The organism is Parasphingomonas caseinilytica, assembly GCF_036663755.1.
Taxonomy (GTDB): domain Bacteria; phylum Pseudomonadota; class Alphaproteobacteria; order Sphingomonadales; family Sphingomonadaceae; genus Sphingomonas.
The window spans coordinates 1-17,965 of record NZ_JAXOJL010000014.1 but is presented as its reverse complement, the minus strand read 5'-3'; the positions used below and the strand labels follow the sequence as shown (position 1 = coordinate 17,965).

Annotated in this window: 15 protein-coding genes, 1 tRNA gene and 2 pseudogenes; 15 read left to right on the top strand and 3 right to left on the bottom strand. The window is 64.4% G+C overall.

Annotation, left to right across the window (positions count from 1 at the left end):
- The first annotated feature begins 144 nt into the window (after nucleotides 1-144).
- The 10 genes and pseudogenes from U1738_RS19525 to U1738_RS19480 all read left to right on the top strand — a co-directional run bounded on the left by U1738_RS19525 (nucleotide 145) and on the right by U1738_RS19480 (nucleotide 10,240).
- Nucleotides 145-411 carry a spike base protein, RCAP_Rcc01079 family gene (locus tag U1738_RS19525; RefSeq protein WP_332790701.1) on the top strand — a complete coding sequence of 89 codons (267 nt, stop codon included), beginning with the start codon at nucleotides 145-147 and terminating at the stop codon, nucleotides 409-411.
- 193 nt (nucleotides 412-604) lie between these two features.
- Nucleotides 605-1,198, top strand: coding sequence for a tail tape measure protein (locus U1738_RS19520; protein ID WP_332790700.1), 594 nt, complete (start codon nucleotides 605-607; stop codon nucleotides 1,196-1,198).
- A gap of 112 nt (nucleotides 1,199-1,310) precedes the next feature.
- A pseudogene (locus U1738_RS19515) lies at nucleotides 1,311-2,600 on the top strand (non-contractile tail sheath protein); the annotation flags it as partial.
- Nucleotides 2,600-2,761: pseudogene (locus tag U1738_RS19510) on the top strand (phage BR0599 family protein); the annotation flags it as partial. The pseudogenes U1738_RS19515 and U1738_RS19510, both read left to right, overlap by 1 nt.
- On the top strand, nucleotides 2,758-3,159 hold the full coding sequence (locus U1738_RS19505; RefSeq protein ID WP_332790699.1) for a peptidoglycan endopeptidase: 402 nt from the start codon (nucleotides 2,758-2,760) through the stop codon (nucleotides 3,157-3,159). The pseudogene U1738_RS19510 and the gene U1738_RS19505, both read left to right, overlap by 4 nt.
- A gap of 250 nt (nucleotides 3,160-3,409) precedes the next feature.
- The gene (locus U1738_RS19500; protein ID WP_332790698.1) at nucleotides 3,410-5,572 is read left to right on the top strand and encodes a phage tail protein; all 2,163 of its coding nucleotides are present in this window, start codon (nucleotides 3,410-3,412) and stop codon (nucleotides 5,570-5,572) included.
- Between the two features lie 12 nt (nucleotides 5,573-5,584).
- On the top strand, nucleotides 5,585-6,088 hold the full coding sequence (locus U1738_RS19495; RefSeq protein ID WP_332790697.1) for a DUF2793 domain-containing protein: 504 nt from the start codon (nucleotides 5,585-5,587) through the stop codon (nucleotides 6,086-6,088).
- Between the two features lie 123 nt (nucleotides 6,089-6,211).
- Nucleotides 6,212-7,354, top strand: coding sequence for an OmpA family protein (locus tag U1738_RS19490; protein WP_332790696.1), 1,143 nt, complete (start codon nucleotides 6,212-6,214; stop codon nucleotides 7,352-7,354).
- A gap of 332 nt (nucleotides 7,355-7,686) precedes the next feature.
- The gene (locus tag U1738_RS19485) at nucleotides 7,687-8,679 is read left to right on the top strand and encodes an AraC family transcriptional regulator (protein ID WP_332790695.1); all 993 of its coding nucleotides are present in this window, start codon (nucleotides 7,687-7,689) and stop codon (nucleotides 8,677-8,679) included.
- Between the two features lie 247 nt (nucleotides 8,680-8,926).
- Complete coding sequence (locus U1738_RS19480) at nucleotides 8,927-10,240, top strand: UDP-glucose dehydrogenase family protein (protein WP_332790721.1); 1,314 nt, start codon at nucleotides 8,927-8,929, stop codon at nucleotides 10,238-10,240.
- A 144-nt stretch (nucleotides 10,241-10,384) separates the two neighbouring features.
- On the opposite strand, the gene ygfZ is transcribed toward U1738_RS19480, so the two are convergent.
- Entirely contained in the window at nucleotides 10,385-11,092 is a 708-nt protein-coding gene (gene ygfZ, locus U1738_RS19475) for a CAF17-like 4Fe-4S cluster assembly/insertion protein YgfZ (RefSeq protein ID WP_332790694.1), read from the bottom strand.
- A gap of 80 nt (nucleotides 11,093-11,172) precedes the next feature.
- Between ygfZ and pyrC the strand changes: the two genes are divergently transcribed.
- Nucleotides 11,173-12,210 carry a dihydroorotase gene (gene pyrC / locus U1738_RS19470; RefSeq protein ID WP_332790693.1) on the top strand — a complete coding sequence of 346 codons (1,038 nt, stop codon included), beginning with the start codon at nucleotides 11,173-11,175 and terminating at the stop codon, nucleotides 12,208-12,210.
- 26 nt (nucleotides 12,211-12,236) lie between these two features.
- Here the strand turns inward: pyrC and U1738_RS19465 are convergent, their stop codons facing one another.
- Nucleotides 12,237-12,653, bottom strand: a complete 417-nt coding sequence (locus U1738_RS19465) for a DoxX family protein (RefSeq protein ID WP_332790692.1) — start codon at nucleotides 12,651-12,653, stop codon at nucleotides 12,237-12,239.
- A 179-nt stretch (nucleotides 12,654-12,832) separates the two neighbouring features.
- Nucleotides 12,833-13,612 carry a DUF1134 domain-containing protein gene (locus tag U1738_RS19460; RefSeq protein WP_443027054.1) on the bottom strand — a complete coding sequence of 260 codons (780 nt, stop codon included), beginning with the start codon at nucleotides 13,610-13,612 and terminating at the stop codon, nucleotides 12,833-12,835.
- A gap of 212 nt (nucleotides 13,613-13,824) precedes the next feature.
- On the opposite strand from U1738_RS19460, the gene U1738_RS19455 reads away from it, so the two are divergent.
- The 4 genes from U1738_RS19455 (at nucleotide 13,825) to terL (ending at nucleotide 17,732) form a co-directional block, all read left to right on the top strand.
- A tRNA-Ser gene (locus U1738_RS19455) sits at nucleotides 13,825-13,916 on the top strand.
- A 321-nt stretch (nucleotides 13,917-14,237) separates the two neighbouring features.
- Complete coding sequence (locus U1738_RS19450) at nucleotides 14,238-15,767, top strand: site-specific DNA-methyltransferase (RefSeq protein ID WP_332790691.1); 1,530 nt, start codon at nucleotides 14,238-14,240, stop codon at nucleotides 15,765-15,767.
- Nucleotides 15,767-16,288 (top strand): hypothetical protein, encoded by a 522-nt coding sequence (locus U1738_RS19445; protein WP_332790690.1) that lies wholly within the window; start codon nucleotides 15,767-15,769, stop codon nucleotides 16,286-16,288. The genes U1738_RS19450 and U1738_RS19445 overlap by 1 nt, the downstream gene beginning before the upstream one ends.
- Complete coding sequence (terL, locus tag U1738_RS19440; RefSeq protein WP_332790689.1) at nucleotides 16,236-17,732, top strand: phage terminase large subunit; 1,497 nt, start codon at nucleotides 16,236-16,238, stop codon at nucleotides 17,730-17,732. Before U1738_RS19445 ends, terL begins: the two co-directional genes overlap by 53 nt.
- The last annotated feature ends 233 nt before the right edge of the window (nucleotides 17,733-17,965 follow it).

Here is a 17,965-nt window from a genome sequence, read left to right as displayed (position 1 = left end):
CGAACCGTCACCCTGACCTTGTTTCAGTGTCCATCGCGCCTCCTGCTCTGGCCGGGCGTGTGGCGCGATGGATGCTGAACCAAGTTCAGCATGACGGCGGGGTGGGGCGGTCGGCGGGTTTATACTCAATTCAGGAGAACGAGCATGGCGGACAGCTTTGCGAATAGTGCCGACCAAGTGTCGGCACCGGCGACGCGGGCGGTGGCGGTGGTGCCGCATGATACGAACGCATTGGGGGATGTGCCCAAGGCTTTGTATGTCGGGACCGGCGGGGACATTGCCGCGCGCGGTGTCGGCGGCGGGGCGGATGTGGTGTTCCGTAACGTGGCCCCCGGGAGCGTACTGCCGTTTCGGGCGGCGTTCGTGCGGGCGACTGGGACGAGCGCGGCGGATCTGATCGCGCTGTATTAGATCCAGCACACTCCGACCTTGAACCGTTCGTGCTGAGCCTGTCGAAGCACCGCCCTTTGATCCGCAAGCGATGGATGTGCGGCACGAAGTACGGTGCTTCGACAAGCTCAGCACGAACGGATTGGGTTTGATCTGCGGCTTCGCATGGGCGGAACGGGCGTTCGTCGCTGCTCCCATAATTTAGGAAATCGATATGGCTCCTGGCTTTCCGGCGCAGGTGATTGCCGACGCGCGTGCGGCGGCGAAGGATTATGCGCGGCTGTCGCTGACCGACGAAGATGCGGTGATCGATGCGCTGGCCGCGGCGGCGCTGGGGATGGGCGTGGACCGGGCCGGGCGGGTGATCGAGGCGGTTTTGCAGCGTGCGGTGCGGACGGGGAAGATCGGGTTCGAGGATCTGCGAACCGTGATCCTGTCGGTGATGGCCGACATCGCCGCTGCGGCGGTGCACAACGGGCTCGATGCCATTTTCGGGCGCGGCTCGGGCGGTTCTGGCGGAGGTGCGGACGGGTTGGTGTCGCTACTGACAGGACTGTTCTCCGGCGCGCCGGGGCGGGCGACGGGCGGGCCGGTGTCGCCGGGACGGGCTTATATGGTCGGCGAGCGGGGGCCGGAACTGTTCGTGCCGACAGGCGCGGGGCGGGTCGAGGCTTCCGGGAGCGGGGGTGCGCGTGACGTTCGGGTGTCGATTTCGGTGAATGCGCGTGGGGGCGAGGCGCCGGAGGCGCTGGCGCGGTCGGGGCGGCAGGTGGCTCGGGCGGTTCGGGCGGCGCTTGCGGGCGACTGAATCACCCCCGGACACCGTCACCCCAGCGCAGGCTGGGGTCTCGCAGTAACGAAGCGCGCCCTTGCGGCACGAGATCCCAGCCTTCGCTGGGATGACGAGAAGTGAGAAGATCATGGCATTCTGGCTGGCTCAGGAACGGACCGTGCAGGCGGAGGGCTTCGTTTCGCGGTTCGATGCGCGGTTCTGGACGGTGAATTTTCCGCGACCGATGATGGCGGCGGTGACCACCACCGCAGCCGATGCGCTGCGGGTGGATGCGGTGTTCTACAAGCAGGACGATCTGGCGGGGTTGATCTGGGAGGCGGAGGATCTGCACGATCATCCGTTGCTGCGATACGAGACGGCGCGGGATTTCCGGGGGTGCCGTCTGAGTTTCCGGTGGCGGTCCTCGGGGGTGCTGGCGCTGGATGCGGTGAACGGGCCGGTGCTGACGATCGAGGGGCGGGACGAGGCGGGCAAAAAGCGGGCCTGGTATGTGCGATTGTGGAATTATGCCGTCGGCACGCCAACAGACGCGACGGTGCGGATCGACTTTGCCGATCTGGCGGGCGGGTTCCTGCTGCCGGGCGAGGCCGATCCGGTGTGGGCGGTGGATGTCGACCGGATGTTCGTGTCGCTGGTGCCCGAGGGGTTTAGCGGGAGCGATGCGGCTTTGCCCGTGCCGGTCGAGGCGTGGGTAGAGATGTCCGACATCATCTGCACCGGGCCGGGGGCGGTGCTGGCGGTGGGCGATGTGGTGGTGCCGGAACATGGGCTGTGCATCGCGAGCGGATATGACGACAGCTATCACCTGACGCCGGCGCGATTGCTGCGGAATGCGCTGCATCTGGGATATCGCGGGAGCATCGTGCAGTATCTGGGCATGAGCCATTATTTCCGGCTCGAGGCGGCAGCCGGCGGATTTTACGTGAGCCTTGCCGGAGGTGCGTTGAACGTGGCGGCGGCGGCGTGGCAGCGGGACTTCGCGGTGCGGGCGCAGGTGCTCGGATATGAGGTCATCTGGTCGCTGTCGTACGAACTGTTCGACGCGCATTGCTGGGGCGATTGGAAGCAAAGGGCGGCGGATGGGGCGCCGGCGCTGACCGGGTGGGTGCCGCCATCGACCTTGCTGTCGCCGGCACACGCAGGCGCGATGGCGTATCTGCGCGCGGTGGCGGGCGCGGTGATGGGGATCGCGGTGGCGGCGGGGCTGGCACCGAAGTTCCAGGTCGGCGAGCCGTGGTGGTGGGTCATGCCGGATGGGCGGCCCTGCCTGTACGACAATGCGGCGAAGGCGGCGTTGGGCGGCGATCCGGTAGTGATCGCGAGCGTGCGGGGGGCTTTGTCCGTGGCGCAGACGGCGTTGCTGGATGCGGCGGGGGCAGTGCTGGCAGCATCGACGGCGGCCTTGGCGGCGGCGGCGAGCCTGCGCTGGCCGTGGCGGCGCGCGATCTGGTCGAGCTTTCGCAAGGCTGCGACAAGAGCCTGGCGACGTGTGCGGCGCGGTTCGGGAATGTCGGCAACTTTCGCGGCGAGCCGTATCTGCCGGGGATCGACCTGCTGACCCGGTATCCTGGGGCATGAGCGGGCGCGAGAAATCCGTCGCGGCGGCGCAGGGCGCGGTGGGGGCGAAATTCCGGCTGCATGGGCGCGATCCGGCGTTCGGGCTGGATTGTGTCGGGCTGGCGGGACTGGCGATGCGGGCGGCGGGGTGCGACGGCGATCTTCCGGGCGGCTATGCCTTGCGCGGTGGCGTTGCTGCGGATTTCGTGGCGCTGATCCATCGCGATATGCTGGTGCGCGTCGATGTGCCGGTGCCGGGCGACCTCATGCTGTTCGCGGTCGGGCCGGCGCAATTTCATCTCGCGATCAAGAGCGTGGGCGGGTTCGTGCATGCCGATGCGATGCTGCGCCGGGTGGTGGAGCGGCCCGATCCGGCGCCGTGGCCGCTGGTGGCAGCGTGGGGAGTGATCGAGGGGTGATGCTTCGAATGGGATGGCCGGCCCGCTGGCCGAACCACTTGTTCTCTATCCCAATGTAACAATCGTGCTTCCCCGGCGTAGGCCGGGGCCCAGTCGCGGAGGTTGATGTTACGTCGCGCAGCGCCCGATCACTCCTGTGTCCCAACTGGGCCCCGGCCTTCGCCGGGGAAGCGCTGGGGTGGACGTGTCGCGGGATATAACCGCCGGAGGTTCGGGCCGAAAATCATCAGGTAATAGATGGGAGAGCAGCATGGCGACGTTGGTGCTGACGGTGGTCGGCGGGGTGATCGGCGGGCCGGTCGGGGCGGCGATCGGGAGCCTGATCGGGCAGAAGATCGATCGCGATGTACTGTTCAAGCCCAACGATCGCGAGGGGCCGCGCTTGCAGGAACTGGCGTTGCAGACCTCGTCCTACGGCACGCCGATCGGGCATGTGTTCGGGACGATGCGGATCGGTGGGTGCGTGATCTGGGCGACCGATTTGCGCGAGAGCCGGTCCACGAGCAGCGGCGGCAAGGGGCAGCCGAGCGTCGCGAGCTACAGCTATTCGGCATCGTTCGCGGTGGCGTTGTCGGGGCGGCCGATCGTCGGTGTGGGGCGGATCTGGGCGGACGGGAAATTGCTGCGCGGGGCGGCGGGCGACTTCAAGAGCGCGACCGGGTTCCGGCTGCATCTGGGCGGTGAGGATCAGGCGGTCGATCCGTTGATCGCGGCGGCGGAAGGGGCGCTGGCGCCGGCGCATCGTGGCGTGGCCTATGCGGTGTTCGAGGATCTGCAGCTGGCGGATTATGGCAACCGCATTCCGTCGCTGACGTTCGAGGTGATCGGCGATGAGGGCGCGGTTTCGATCGGCGGAATCGTGCGCGAAGTGTCGGGCGGGCTGGTCGTGGCTGACGATGGGGCGAGCGTGCTGGCTGGCTTTGCGGCTTATGGCGATACGCGATCGGTGCTGGAGATGCTGGCGGCGGCGGGCGGGGCGTGGTTCGCGCCGGAGGGGTCGCGCCTGCGGATGTCGAGCGGGCTGACGTCGGTGGCGGAATTGCGCGACGACGGGTTCGGCGTGGGCGATGCCAGGGGGACGATCGCTGACCGTACCGTGGCGGCGATCGAGACGGTGCCGCTGGGCGTGACGGTGGCGCATTACGATCCGGCGCGGGATTATCAGACCGGCGTGCAGCGTGCGCGGCGGCCGGGGCCGGGGCGGCGCGAGGAGCGGATCGAACTGCCGGCGGCTGTGTCGGCCGATCTGGCCAAGACGCTGGCCGAGGCGCTGATCGCGCGCGGCGAGGCGGGGCGCGAGCGGCGGACGCTGGCGCTGGGCTGGGGCGATCTGGCGGTGCCGCCGGGGGCGTGCGTGACGATCCGGGGCGCGCCGGGCGTCTACCGCGTGGCGAGTTGGGCATTCGAGAACATGGTGGTGAAGCTTGGCTGCGTGCGGCTGGCGGCGGCGAGTGCGCCGGCCAGTGCCAGTGCGGGGCGGATGCTACCGGCACCGGACGCGGTGGCGGGGACGACGATCCTGCAGGCGTTCGAGATCCCGCCGTTGGACGATGCGGTGTTGAGTGCGCCTCGGCTGACGATCGCGGCGGCGGGGACGGCTCCGGGCTGGCGGCGGGCGGCGTTGCTCTACAGTCTCGACGATGGCGCGGTCTGGACTGCGGCGGGGTCGAGCGTGGGGGTGGCGACTTTGGGCACGCTGGCAAGCGTGCCGGGGGCGGGGCCTTCGAGCATCGTCGATCGGATTGCCAGCTTCGAGATCGATCTGGCGCATGCCGACATGGCGTTGGTGGGTGCGGATGCACGGGCGCTGGAGGCAGGTGCGAACATCGCGCTGGTCGGCGACGAGCTGCTGCAGTTCGGCGTGGCGATGCAGATCGGTGCGCGGCGCTGGCGGCTTTCCGAATTGTGGCGCGGGCGGCGCGGGACGGAAGCGGCGATCGGCACGCAGGCGATCGGCGGGCGCTTCGTGCTGATCGAGCCGGATGCGGTGGCGACGATCGATCTGCCGCTGTCGGCGATCGGTGGAACGGTGCGGGTGCTGGCGAGCGGAATCGGCGACGTTTCGGGTCCGGTCGAGAGCGGTGCCGCGCTGCGGGGTGTTTCGGTGTTGCCGCCGTCGCCGGCGCATCTGCGCGCGGAGGTGTTGCCTGGAGGTGACGTTTTGCTGCGCTGGGTGCGGCGGAGTCGATCCGGGTGGCGCTGGATCGACGGGGTGGAGGCGCCGCTGGCCGAGGAGCGCGAGGCGTACCGGGTTACGATCGCGGCGGCGGGCATCGTGCGGACGATCGAGACGGACGTGGCGGAGATCGTGGTGCCGGCGGCCGATGTTGGCGGTGGTGCCACCGTCGCCGTGCGGCAGGTGGGGGCGAACGGCGAATCGCTGCCTGTAGAAATACTTCTGCCGATTGCTTGAGAGGAAGATGCGATGAATGACGACGCGACCGCGCGACTGGGCCTGCCGACGATTCGCCCGGGTCAGGCGCAGAAAGAATCGTCCCATAACGAAGCCCTGACGCTGATCGACCTGTTGGCGCAGGCCGGAGCGGTGGCGTTCGGCGCGAATACGCCGCCCGCAGCACCGGTCGCGGGACAGGCCTGGGTGGTCGGATCGGCACCTTTGGGCGCGTGGGCCGGGCGAGCCGGGCGACTGGCGGGATGGACCGATGGCGGTTGGCGGTTCGTCGCGCCATTCGAGGGATTGACGGTGTGGATCGCGGAAGCGGCTGAGATCGCGCGATATTCGGGCGGGGCGTGGGTATTGGGCGAATTGCGCGGCGCGCGCGTGACGATCGAAGGCCGCCAGGTGATCGGCGCGCGGCGGGCGGCGATTGCCAGACCCGCCGGCGGCGGCGCGATCGACGTCGAAGCGCGCCTGGCGATCGATGCGATCCTGGCGACGCTGCGGGGCCACGGACTGATCGAAACCTGACGAAATCTCGTTCTATATGTTGCGCATCGGCAACAGCGTTCAAAATTTGTGCGCTTGCGTGGAAACCAACCATTGAGTAGGGAGTTTGCGCTGTCCGAGTGACAACGACGAAAGGGGATTTTTATGCGGAAGCTTGCCATCACCATGGCGCTTGCCTCCACTGCTCTCGCCACACCAGCTCTCGCCCGCGATAAAACGTGGTACGTGGGCGTCGAAGGTGGCGCGATGATCGTAGAGGACATCAAGTTCGACATCACGGGTCTGACTGCAGCCGGCAACGGAACCGGCACTGTCGATCATAATTACGGCTACGACGTCGATGGCGTCATCGGTTACGATTTCGGCCCAGTCCGCATCGAAACCGAAGTAGGCTATCGCACCGCGACGGTGGATGGCTATGCTTCGACGACCACCACGCCGACCTATGCGGCTAACCGCACCACGCTGGTGAATACGCCTTCTGGCACCTACGGGTATGCCGGTGGCCGTACCTCGGCGCTCAGCTTCATGCTGAACGGCTTGCTGGACTTCGGTGACGACAACGCCGTGCAGGGCTTTGTCGGCGGCGGCGTCGGTGTCGCTCGCGTCAAGGCGAGCAAGTATGCTCTGAACACCAACGGCTCGTTCCTGGACGATTCCGACACGGTGTTCGCATATCAGGCTCTGGCCGGTGTTCGCGCGCCGCTCAGCGACCATGTCGACGTGTCGCTGAAGTATCGTTTCTTCAACGCCTCGAGCACCAAGCTGGTCGATGTCACGGGTCGTGGCTTCAACGGCAAGTTCCGTTCGCACAGCATCCTGGGTGGCCTGACGTACAACTTCGGCGAACCGGCAGCTCCGCCGCCGCCGCCGCCTCCTCCGCCCCCACCGCCTCCTCCGCCCCCGCCTCCGCCGCCTCCGCCGCCGGAAGTGGTGTGTGCTCCTGGACCGTACATCGTGTTCTTCGAGTGGGACAAGTCGGACGTCACCCCGCAGGCAGCCTCGCTGCTCGACGGTGCGATCTCGCAGTACCAGAATTGCGGCAACACGCAGGTCATGCTGGCCGGCCACGCCGACAAGTCGGGCGCTCCTGCCTACAACGTCGCGCTCTCGCAGCGTCGCGCGGACTCGGTGAAGGCTTACCTCACCGCCCATGCGATCCCGGATGGCGTGATCACCACCCAGGCGTTCGGCGAGAGCCGTCCACGCGTCGAGACCGCCGATGGCGTTCGCGAGCTGGAAAACCGCCGTGTGGAAATCCAGTACGGGCCTGGCTCGGGCCAGTAAGCTCGACGCCGCAAGGCACGAACATGAGGGAGGTCGGCGCAAGCCGGCCTCCCTTTTTGTTTGCCCGTGATCCGAATGCTCGCGGTCCAAATGTCGGCGGTCCGAATGCGCGCGGATCCCCCGATTGAACGCGGCTTTTGATCCGGTGGATAACCCGCAGGTTGGCCAATTCGGCCATTGAGCCATTGGGCCACAAATGCGCTGGAACTGGCTCGCGTCACAGCGCAGGCGCGCGGTTTCCCGCGTTCCCAGCGACGCTTAAAGGCGCTTGGGCGTTCATCTATCGGTTGACGTCGTGTCGCTAGCGACAGCACGCGCGATCTATCGAAGTGATGTTGGTCGAAACGGGATACACAATCCTCGATAAACTCGCGAAACCGCAAGATCGGACGAGCAGTCCCGGCTTGGTAACGCCTAACTGGTGCCGTCACGGAGGATGGACGATGAAGGCGGCGCTTGAAAACTACCGTGCCCGGATGTTGCGTGTGCTGGACCATATCGACCGGCATCTCGACGCCGATCTGGGTCTGGACGCGATCAGCGACGTCGCTGCTTTTTCGAAATTCCATTTCCACCGGCAGTTCACGGCGACCTTCGGGTTGCCTGTTCATCGTTATGTCCAACTCGCACGCATGAAGCGCGCTTCGTACAAGTTGGCGTACCGGGACGCTCAAAGCGTCACGGGTATCGCGATGGATGCCGGGTACGAAGCATCGGATGCCTTTGCCCGCGCCTTTCGGCAACGCTTCGGGCAGTCGCCATCGGCGTTTCGGAAATCTCCCGATTGGGAGCCGTGGCTTCTGGCTTTTGGGCCGTTGGAAACTGCGAGGAGCACATTGATGCAGAAGACTTTCACTGCCCAGGACGTAACGATCCGCGAAGTATCCCCGACAGCCGTGGCGATTATGGAGCATCGTGGCGATCCCGCAACGATCGGTGCCACGATCCAGCGCTTCATCGCCTGGCGCAAGGCCACAGGACTGACGCCGAAGACGAACCCGACCTTCAACGTCTTCCACTCGGATCCGGGGACGACCTCCCCGGCCGAATATCGGATGGACCTTTGCGTGGGCACGAACGCGCCGATCGATATGAAGAGCGAGCGGATCGAAGCGGGCGTGATCCCCGGCGGCCGTTGCGCGGTGCTGCGCATCGTGGGCAATACAGACAATCTGGAGCCCGCGGCGCAATACCTCTATCGGCATTGGCTTCCCGCAAGCGGCGAGGAGGCGAGGGACTTTCCGCTTTACTGCCAACGGCTCACCCTGTTCCCGGACGTGCCGAAACATGAGGCGATCGCAGAACTTTTCCTGCCGTTACGATAAAAGGCTGCGATTGGGGCCTGCCCGCCGTGTTCTGCAAGCGGCGGGCAGGCCGTTTCGATATTCGCGCCTAGCGCGGGATCGGCGACGGTGCCGGTTCACGCCGTTCGGCGTTTAGCTGTCTGCCACTCCACCGCTGAACCCGCGCGTCTTCGGGCGGACGTGATCGCGGCGGGCTGGCATTTTTCGCGTCTTGGGCTAGAGCGACGCGACCGGGCAGCGCCGCCCGATACAAGCGAGCTTTTTGACGATGCGCATCACGATGATCGGTTCTGGTTATGTCGGCCTGGTGTCGGGCGCGTGCTTTTCGGATTTCGGACATGACGTGATTTGCGTCGACAAGGATGCGACCAAGATCGCGGCACTCGAGGCTGGCAAGATGCCGATCTTCGAGCCCGGGCTCGAGCAACTGGTTGCCGCCAACGTGTCGGCCGGGCGGCTGACGTTCACCACCGACCTGAAGGCGGCCGTCGCGGGCGCGGATGCGGTGTTCATCGCGGTCGGCACGCCGTCGCGCCGGGGCGACGGGCATGCCGACCTGAGCTACGTCTTCGCCGCCAGCCGCGAGATCGCCGAGGCGGTGACCGGGCCGATCGTGATCGTGACCAAATCGACCGTGCCGGTGGGCACGGGCGACAAGGTGGAGGAGATCATGATCGAGCTGGTCAAGGACCATCCGGTCGCGGTGGTATCCAACCCGGAATTCCTGCGGGAGGGTGCGGCGATCGGCGATTTCAAGCGGCCCGACCGGATCGTGATCGGCACCGAGGACGAGCGCGCGAAGCAGGTGATGCGCGAAGTGTATCGCCCGCTCTACCTCAACGAAAGCCCGATCATGTTCACCGGTCGGCGCACGTCCGAGCTGATCAAATATGCCGCGAATGCGTTTTTGGCGACGAAGATCACCTTCATCAATGAGATCGCCGATCTGTGCGAGGTAGTGGGCGCGAACGTGCAGGACGTGAGCCGGGGCATCGGGCTGGACAACCGGATCGGCAAGAAGTTCCTGCATGCCGGGCCGGGTTATGGCGGGTCGTGCTTCCCCAAAGATACGCTGGCGTTGCTCAAGACTGCAGAGGATTATGAGACGCCGGTGCGGATCGTCGAGGCGGTGGTGTCCGTGAACGACAACCGCAAGCGTGCGATGGGGCGCAAGGTGCTGAAGGCACTTGGTGGCGAAGGGCCGACCCCGGCGAAGGGCAAGACCGTCGCGGTGCTCGGCTTGACCTTCAAGCCCAATACCGACGACATGCGCGACGCGCCGAGCCTGTCGATCGTGCAGAGCCTGCTCGACGCCGGTGTTGCGGTGCGTGGGCATGACCCGGAGGGCATGGCGGCGGCGAAGGCGATGATGCCGGAGATCACCTATTGCCGCGATGCCTATGAGGCGGTGCAGGGCGCGGACGCGGTGGTGATCGTGACCGAGTGGGACGTGTATCGCGCGCTCGACCTGCGCCGCGTAGCGGCGGCGATGAATGCTCCGGTGATGGTCGATCTGCGCAACATCTATCCGCCGGCGGATGCGGAGCGGGCCGGGTTCGCTTATTCCTCGATCGGGCGGTGAGGCAGAGGCGATCAGGTCCGTTTTGCACGATATGGACCGCACTACCCCGTTCGCCCTGAGCTTGTCGAAGGGCGTGTCCGGGGCAGGTGCTTCGACAGGCTCAGCACGAACGGGTTGAGGGTCTCCCCCTGTTTCGGCTGGTGGCTACAGCGCCGCCGCCAGCCAATCCGGCACGATCGCATCGCCGAGCGCATCGACGCGGCGGTGATCGACCATCAGGCCGAGATCGGGATAGGCGATGCGGGTGCGGTCGCTCGGTTCGGTGAGGGGCGCTACGACCAGCCGGCGGTTGACCGTGCTGCGATAGTTCATCCGCGCGGTGTTTTCCTGGCCGACATAACAGCCCTTGGTAAAGCTGACGCCGTGCAGTTCGCGGGCGTTGCATTCGAGCCAGAGCGTCTTGTCGCTGCCGAGCTCGGCTGCGCCTTCGGTGACGCCGAGCGACAGGCGGTGCGCGTGCCAGCCGGTGGCGGGGGCGGAGGCCGGGGCGAGCCAGCGCTGGCCTAGTTCGACGAGGCGGGGATCCGGCGTGCCTTCTCCCGCATCCCTCGACCAATGGACCGCGAGGCTTTCGTCTCGCGCGATCGTGATGGGGCGGCGGAGTTTGTAGATCGACAGGCGGCGGGCCAGGGCATCGGCCTGTTCCGCTTCGCAATCGACCAGCACATCCGCGCCGTCCGCCCACAGGATGAACTCAAACAGCGCCTTTCCCTGCGGGCTGAGCAGCGCGCTCCACGCTGGCAGCCGACCGTTCGCATCGGCGGTGACAAGGCCCTGAAGAAAGCCGCGCACGTCTTCACCTGAAATTCTGAGCAGCGCGCGATCGGCGAGAGTGGTGGCGGCGGCCGACATCAGCCCTAATTGGGGGAGAACCCCGCAAATTCCAAGCACCCGCGCTGGCGATTTGCGCATCGGACGGCTAGGGCTGGGGCATGACCGACCGCCTGACGATCCGCCGCCCCGACGACTGGCATGTGCATTTGCGCGACGGCGACATGCTGACCGCGGTTGCCGCGTACACCGCGCGCCAGTTCGCGCGTGCGATCGTCATGCCAAACCTGTCGCCGCCGATCACGACGGTCGCTGCGGCAGAGGCCTATCGCACGCGGATTCTGGCCGCGTTGCCGGAGAGGGCGGATTTCACGCCGCTGATGACCTGCTACCTGACCGACGCGGCCGATGCGGCCGAGATCGCGTGGGGGTTCGAGCAAGGCGTCTGGGCGGCGTGCAAGCTCTATCCCGCCCATGCCACGACCAATTCCGCCCATGGCGTGACCGATATCCGGGCGCTGGCGCCGGTGCTGGAGACGATGCAGCGCATTGGGATGCCGCTGTTGATCCACGGCGAAGTGACCGATCGCGAGATCGACATTTTCGATCGCGAGGCGGTGTTCATCGAGCGCACGCTGGCCGGGCTGGTCCGCGATTTTCCCGGCCTGAAGATCGTGCTCGAGCATATCACCACCGCCGAGGCGGCCGATTTCGTCGCCGCTGGGCCCGATACGCTCGCCGCCACGATCACGCCGCAGCATCTGCTCATCAATCGCAACGCGCTGTTCGAAGGTGGCATTCGCCCACACGCTTATTGCCTGCCGGTGGCCAAGCGCGAGCAACATCGGATCGCCGTGCGCAAGGCGGCGGTATCGGGTTCGGCAAAATTCTTTCTCGGCACCGACAGCGCCCCGCACGGTGTGGCGCGCAAGGAGGCCGCTTGCGGCTGCGCGGGCATCTTCAACGCGCCTTATGCGCTGGAAAGCTATGCCACGGTGTTCGACCAGGACGGGGCGCTCGATCGGCTGGAGGCTTTCGCGTCCGAAAACGGGCCGCTTTTTTATGGCCTGCCGCTCAACAGCGGGACTGTGACGCTGGAACGCGCTCCGGTGGCGGTACCGGACGTGATAGGGATCGGCGAGACTGCGGTGGTGCCCTTCCATGCTGGTGAGACGATCGGCTGGCGGATGGTCGACTAAGCGCTCCGGTTCGAAGGGGCGGTCGGTCAAAACCGACGCGCGAACGGCCAATCGATCACGCGGCCGGCGAACAGCGCCCACCACACGACCACCGGCTGAAACAGCAGGCGCGGCACGTGATACCACAGGCTGTGCAGCTCATGCGCGACCAGCACCTGGTCGATCGCGTGCTTCATATTGGCGGGATAGACGCACACGGCATAGGCGGCGAGCAGCACGCCCGCCCACCAGCGCAGTCGCGTCGTCAACAGGGCGAGTGCGCCGGCGATCTCGCAGATGCCGGTGAGCGCGATGACGGTTTCCGGGAACGGCACCCAGGCGGGGGTGATGCGCAGGAACGGGTGCGGGATCGACAGATGCGCGATGCCGGCGATCAGGTAGATCGCGGCGAGCAGCCAGCGGAGCGTGGTGCGGAGGCGTTCCGTGCGGGGGGTGAGGGTCATTTGGGGCTAGAGTAGGCGCTTATCGGGGCGTGGGCAAAGCCAGTTGCAGGTCGGTCATGCCCCCGGCATGACCTATGCAATGCGGGGCATTGCATACCTGCAACTCCGTCGGCCGGGGCGTCCGCCCCGCCGGCCGAGCTTGCGCGGGTTAGGCGGGCGTCGCCGCCTGCCGCGCTGCGCTACAACGGAAACCAGTTCGATTTGTGGTTGAACTTCATATAACCGAGGTTGACGCCCTGCCGCCAGCCCACACCGAGCCGGATCGGAATGACGACCTTGTCGCCCTTGCGCAGATAGGTCGCGGCAAACCCGCCGATGAAGAACAATCGCCCCTCGCCCGCGGCGAAGCGCCCTTTGTATAGTTCCTCGGTGTCGTAGAGGTTGTAGACCAGCACGAACACCTTGCTGGCATCGCCGCCGACGTCGAAGCCGACCGACGGGCCGGTCCAGTAGACCGGCTGTTCGCCCTCGATCTTGTGGAACATCTGCCCGCTGCCATAGCGCAGGCCGACGACGAATGCGCCACCCGCCTCGCGACCCGCGACATAGGCGTTCGGCTGGCCCTGATCCTTCAGGATCTTTTCCAGCATGCCGGCGAGGCCTGCCGTGCCCTTGCCGAACACGCCCTCGGCGGCGGCGAGCAGTTCCGGGCGATCGAACGTCTGGCTGCTCGCGGCGACGGCGTTGGCCCCCTCGCGCGCGGCATCCTGCTGCTGCGGGGCGGGGAGGGGAGCGGCCGAAGGATTGTCGGTCGCTTGGCTATAGGCGGGATAAGCGGGCGGCGGGGATGGGATGGGCAATGGCGTCTGGGTTGGAGCCGGGATGCGAACCTGCGGTTTGCCCAGATCGCCATCGATCGCCTGATTGGGATCGATCGTGCGCACGCTATCCTGCGCGATCGCCGGCCCGGTGCCGAGCGAGAGCGCGGCCAGCAGCAGCATCGAAATAACCTTGCGCATCTTCATTCCCCCAAGAGCATGCCCTCGATCCGTGATCGTAGCGTCCGCTTAGCTTGCCCGGCAATGAACCGCGCGGCAGGGCGAGTCGCTTTTGCGCCGGATGACATTGCCGCGGTACAAAAATCTCTCGGGCGGGTGTGCGTAAATCCCCTGCCAAACCCCGTTGATCCTTCGCCAAGGCACGGCTATAGACGCCGCTTGCCGCCAGGTCCGGAGACGTGGGTGAGTGGCTGAAACCAACGCTTTGCTAAAGCGTCGTACCTCTTAAAGGGTACCGAGAGTTCGAATCTCTCCGTCTCCGCCAACTAGTCTGCAATTTTTGAAGATCGGCGAACGCCGGTCACAAACTAACGCAGTTCTGCGCGCCTCCCCGCATAAGGGATACCACGGAGACGCGGTTTGGCTGACGCTCCAGGCGTCGCTCTCGGCATCTTCTCCGCCGCGCTCAGCCGCGGTACCCTTTCGAAATCGCAAGCTGCCATAGCTGCATGATCATCCCCAAAATTCCGCACTTAGTGGGAAAGTAGTGGGAATAATGTCGATTTGCGGGCCGCCGACGGCTTGGGCGTGCCGAGATCTCGGATCCAAAAAGACTTAACGAGAGGGAGCTTCCCAGTGAAGACATATGTGGGAAGCCCTTTCGAGCAAATGCGAAATGAAAAGGCATTTCATCGCACAACGTTTTTCGCTTTCTTTTGAGAATTCTGCAGTTATTATTGGTTTTGCAGCTGTTCGTGCAAACGACTGTGACCTCGGAAAGAGGCTTCTGCGCCGCGAGCCACACGCGATCGTTTTTTTCTCAGATCTAACGTGTGGTGTTGCTATGTCGCAAAATATAAAACGTAATTTGGTTGTGACGCATCGGCCCGTCGCCTCGTTGCGCATTTACGATGGCAATGCTCGTCAGCACTCCAAAGCGCAGCTCAAACTCATCGGGAAGAGCATCGACGAATTCGGGTGGACCAATCCGGTCCTTATCGATGAAGACGGCCTGATCCTGTGCGGGGCCGGTCGGCACGCGGTTGCGGTCGCCCGAGGTATGGCGAGCGTCCCGACCATCGTTTTGGCGCATATGAGTGAGGCTCAGAAACGCGCATACATCATAGCAGATAACAAACTCGCTGAGCAGTCATCCTGGAGCAAAAGTCTGCTCCGTCAGGAGCTCCTTGGCTTGGTCGAGCTCGGCTACGATTGCGAGCTAACCGGGTTCAGCACGCTGGAGATCGATCAAGTCATCTCGCTTGGCGATGATAAAGACGACGCGATCGACGACGACGTGCACCTGCCAGATCAAGCAACACCGGTGTCCCGCTTGGGCGATATCTGGCATATCGGAAAACACCGCCTGATCGTCGGCGACGCTCGAGATACCGAAGTTTACGCGCGCCTGCTCGCAGGTGAACGTGCCGAGCTCATCTTTACTGACCCCCCATATGGGTGTGCGATCGAGAACAACGTCTCTGGCTTGGGGCAGGTTCGTCATAAAAATTTCCTGGTCGGGGCCGGCGAAGTCTCTTTGCCCGAATTCGGGGCAACGCTACTCCGCCCGGCATTCCGCTGCATGGCCGCGCACGCGCAGCCAGGGGCCATTGCTTTCGTTTGCTCAGACTGGCGCGCCGCGCCTTACGTGCATGACGCTGCTCAAGGCATATTCCTTGAGCAGAAAAACTTGATCGTCTGGGCCAAAACTAATGCGGGTATGGGCACGTTTTACCGGTCCGCTCACGAACTGATCCATGCCTTCAAGGTGAGCCCCGGGGCGCATATCAATAATTTTGGCTTGGGAGACGGCGGGCGCTATCGCACCAATGTCTGGACGTATCCCGGAGCTAATGTATTCCGCAAAGGGCGAATGCAGGATCTGGCCGACCATTCGACCGTGAAGCCCAAACAGATGGTCGCGGATGCCATTCTCGACTGCTCAACGCGCGGCGGTTTGGTGCTGGATTGCTTCGCGGGATCTGGCACGACTCTGGTTGCAGCAGAGCTGGTTGGCCGCCGCGGTTACGGCATCGAACTCGACCCGCAATATGCTGACGTCATCTTGCGCCGGGTATCGGAAGCGGTCGGGTTCGATCCCTTACTGGACGGGACGACGCCGTTTGATGAAGTGGTAAAGGCCAGATCCGCTAACCTCGACGAGGAGGCCGCGTGATGGCCGAGGAAGACAAGTTCGACCGCAAGGGCGGCCGGCGCAAGGATGGCCAACCATATAAAGACGGCAATATGCGAGACGACGGGAGCTACAAAACAGGGCGGGCCCGTCCGCCGGAAACAGGAATGTTCGCTGCTGGAGATGGCCGCAAGCGCGGACGTCGCGCAAAGGGCGTCCGCAATTTTAATACCTACTTCCTCGACGAGGCCGAGCGACTTGTCACATTCAAGGTTGATGGGAAGCAAATGCGCGCGCCGCAGATGCAAATCGCTATGATGACCGCGTTCCACAACGCCATCGTGAAAAAGGACAATGCGGCAATCGCTACCGTGCTCGATTATGGCCGTCGACTTTATGATAACGAGGATCGTAAGGGGGCAGCACCGCGCGAGTCTGATCTTGATATCATCCACGACTGGTACGTCTCTTTAGGCGGCGCTAGCGTTCCGACCGGTCACATTGCCGACGATGCGGATCAGCCAGTGCCTGGCGACGAGCTCGACAATGACACGGGTGCCTGAGCACGTCATTGATCCTCTGATCCGTCAGGAATTCGGGGTCTTCTTACGGTTTGCGTTCGAGGAGTTGAGCGGTGGCCGACGCTACATGCACAATTGGCATATTGACGCGATCATTCATCAACTCGACCTCGTCGCGGCAGGAGAGAACCGCCGGCTGATCGTCACGATGCCGCCCCGGCATCTCAAGTCGGTGACCATATCGGTTGCTTGGGTGGCATGGATGCTCGGCAAAAACCCCGGGCTTCGTTTTATGTGTGCGAGCTATGGCGCGCTAATCGCGGACCAGTTCGCACGCGACTGCCTGCGTTTGATCGACAGCTCGTGGTACCGACGGGCGTTCCCAAGTCTCAAGATTGCCCGTCGCGCGGTTAGCGACTTCAAAACCAGTGCAAACGGCGGGCGGCTCTCGACCTCGGTTGACGGCATCGGCACGGGCTTTGGTGCCGATTATGTCATCATCGATGATCCGATGAAGGCCAATTTTGCGACCTCGCAAATCGAGCGGGACACCGCAAAGCTGTGGTTCGACAACACTTTGCGCTCGCGTCTCGAGAGCCAGGGTACGGGGAGCTTCATCATCGTTGCTCAGCGCCTCCATGAAGACGACCTGCCCGGAGCGCTGATCCGGGATGGCGGCTGGAATGAGTTCAGGCTGCCTGCCATCGCAACCCATGATGAATTGATACCGCTAACCGGCGGTCGCTTTTACCAGCGCCGTGAGGGATACGCCCTGCATGAGGCGCGTCTATCTTTGGCCGCCCTTAAAGCGCTGCGGGCTGAAAACCCCATGGTCTTCGAGCCGCAGTGGCAGCAGGCTCCGATTGCGAGCATCGGGCCGTTCGTCCAGCGCGCCTGGTTCAAATATTACGATGATCCACCCCGTTCAGGCGTCATTATTCAGAGTTGGGATACGGCATCCAAGACAGGGGTACGGAACGCCTGGTCGGTCGGCATTACGGCGCTACTGTATCAGGGCCGATACTACATCCTCGACGTTTACCGTAAGCGCGTCGAGTTCTCTGAATTACAGCGGGCGATCTGTGAGTCCTGCAAAATGTACAGCGTTGACCGCCTGCTGATTGAGGATGCGTCCAGCGGCGAGGCGATGATCCAGCAGCTGTGCGAAGATCCACCAGACGGCGTCCCCCGACCAATCGCCGTCAGGCCGACGGTTGACAAAATCACTAGGTACGAGGCGCAGGCCAGCAAGATTGAGTCAGGCTCGGTGGTGTTGCCGCGGGCAGCACCCTGGCTCACCGACTTCCTGCACGAGGTTACCAATTTCCCCAACGCGCGCTTCGCCGATCAGGCGGATGCCTTGGCGCAACTGCTTGCTAATCCGCCATTCCGTCGAGACCCTATCATTAACGTCGGACCCGAGATTATCGAGGAGGGATCGCAAATTGAGGCATATGAAGATGCCGATATCGACGGATGGTTCTAGACCTCAATGCAACATGGCGGAGGTCAGCATCTCAACCAGCCAGAAGTCGTTGAATTTCGGCATCTGGAATACGGCGACACCCCCGCGTGTCCGTCAGCGGGCCAAGGATCGAAAACACCCTAGGGTCAGGACCCATTGATGTAAGCGTCGCGATCTGATTCAGGCTCTGCGAGGAGACTGGGCATGAGCGACCTATATTGGCTGACGGACGAGCAGATGGCGCGGCTGGAGCC

Bases quoted from the DNA above. Each gene is read 5' to 3' on its own strand.
- U1738_RS19525 (WP_332790701.1), top strand. From the start codon at position 145: ATGGCGGACAGCTTTGCGAATAGTGCCGACCAAGTGTCGGCACCGGCG.
- U1738_RS19520 (WP_332790700.1), top strand. From the start codon at position 605: ATGGCTCCTGGCTTTCCGGCGCAGGTGATTGCCGACGCGCGTGCGGCG.
- U1738_RS19505 (WP_332790699.1), top strand. From the start codon at position 2,758: ATGAGCGGGCGCGAGAAATCCGTCGCGGCGGCGCAGGGCGCGGTGGGG.
- U1738_RS19500 (WP_332790698.1), top strand. From the start codon at position 3,410: ATGGCGACGTTGGTGCTGACGGTGGTCGGCGGGGTGATCGGCGGGCCG.
- U1738_RS19495 (WP_332790697.1), top strand. From the start codon at position 5,585: ATGAATGACGACGCGACCGCGCGACTGGGCCTGCCGACGATTCGCCCG.
- U1738_RS19490 (WP_332790696.1), top strand. From the start codon at position 6,212: ATGCGGAAGCTTGCCATCACCATGGCGCTTGCCTCCACTGCTCTCGCC.
- U1738_RS19485 (WP_332790695.1), top strand. From the start codon at position 7,687: ATGTTGGTCGAAACGGGATACACAATCCTCGATAAACTCGCGAAACCG.
- U1738_RS19480 (WP_332790721.1), top strand. From the start codon at position 8,927: ATGCGCATCACGATGATCGGTTCTGGTTATGTCGGCCTGGTGTCGGGC.
- ygfZ (WP_332790694.1), bottom strand. From the start codon at position 11,092: ATGTCGGCCGCCGCCACCACTCTCGCCGATCGCGCGCTGCTCAGAATT.
- pyrC (WP_332790693.1), top strand. From the start codon at position 11,173: ATGACCGACCGCCTGACGATCCGCCGCCCCGACGACTGGCATGTGCAT.
- U1738_RS19465 (WP_332790692.1), bottom strand. From the start codon at position 12,653: ATGACCCTCACCCCCCGCACGGAACGCCTCCGCACCACGCTCCGCTGG.
- U1738_RS19460 (WP_443027054.1), bottom strand. From the start codon at position 13,612: ATGCGCAAGGTTATTTCGATGCTGCTGCTGGCCGCGCTCTCGCTCGGC.
- U1738_RS19450 (WP_332790691.1), top strand. From the start codon at position 14,238: ATGTGGGAAGCCCTTTCGAGCAAATGCGAAATGAAAAGGCATTTCATC.
- U1738_RS19445 (WP_332790690.1), top strand. From the start codon at position 15,767: ATGGCCGAGGAAGACAAGTTCGACCGCAAGGGCGGCCGGCGCAAGGAT.
- terL (WP_332790689.1), top strand. From the start codon at position 16,236: ATGCGGATCAGCCAGTGCCTGGCGACGAGCTCGACAATGACACGGGTG.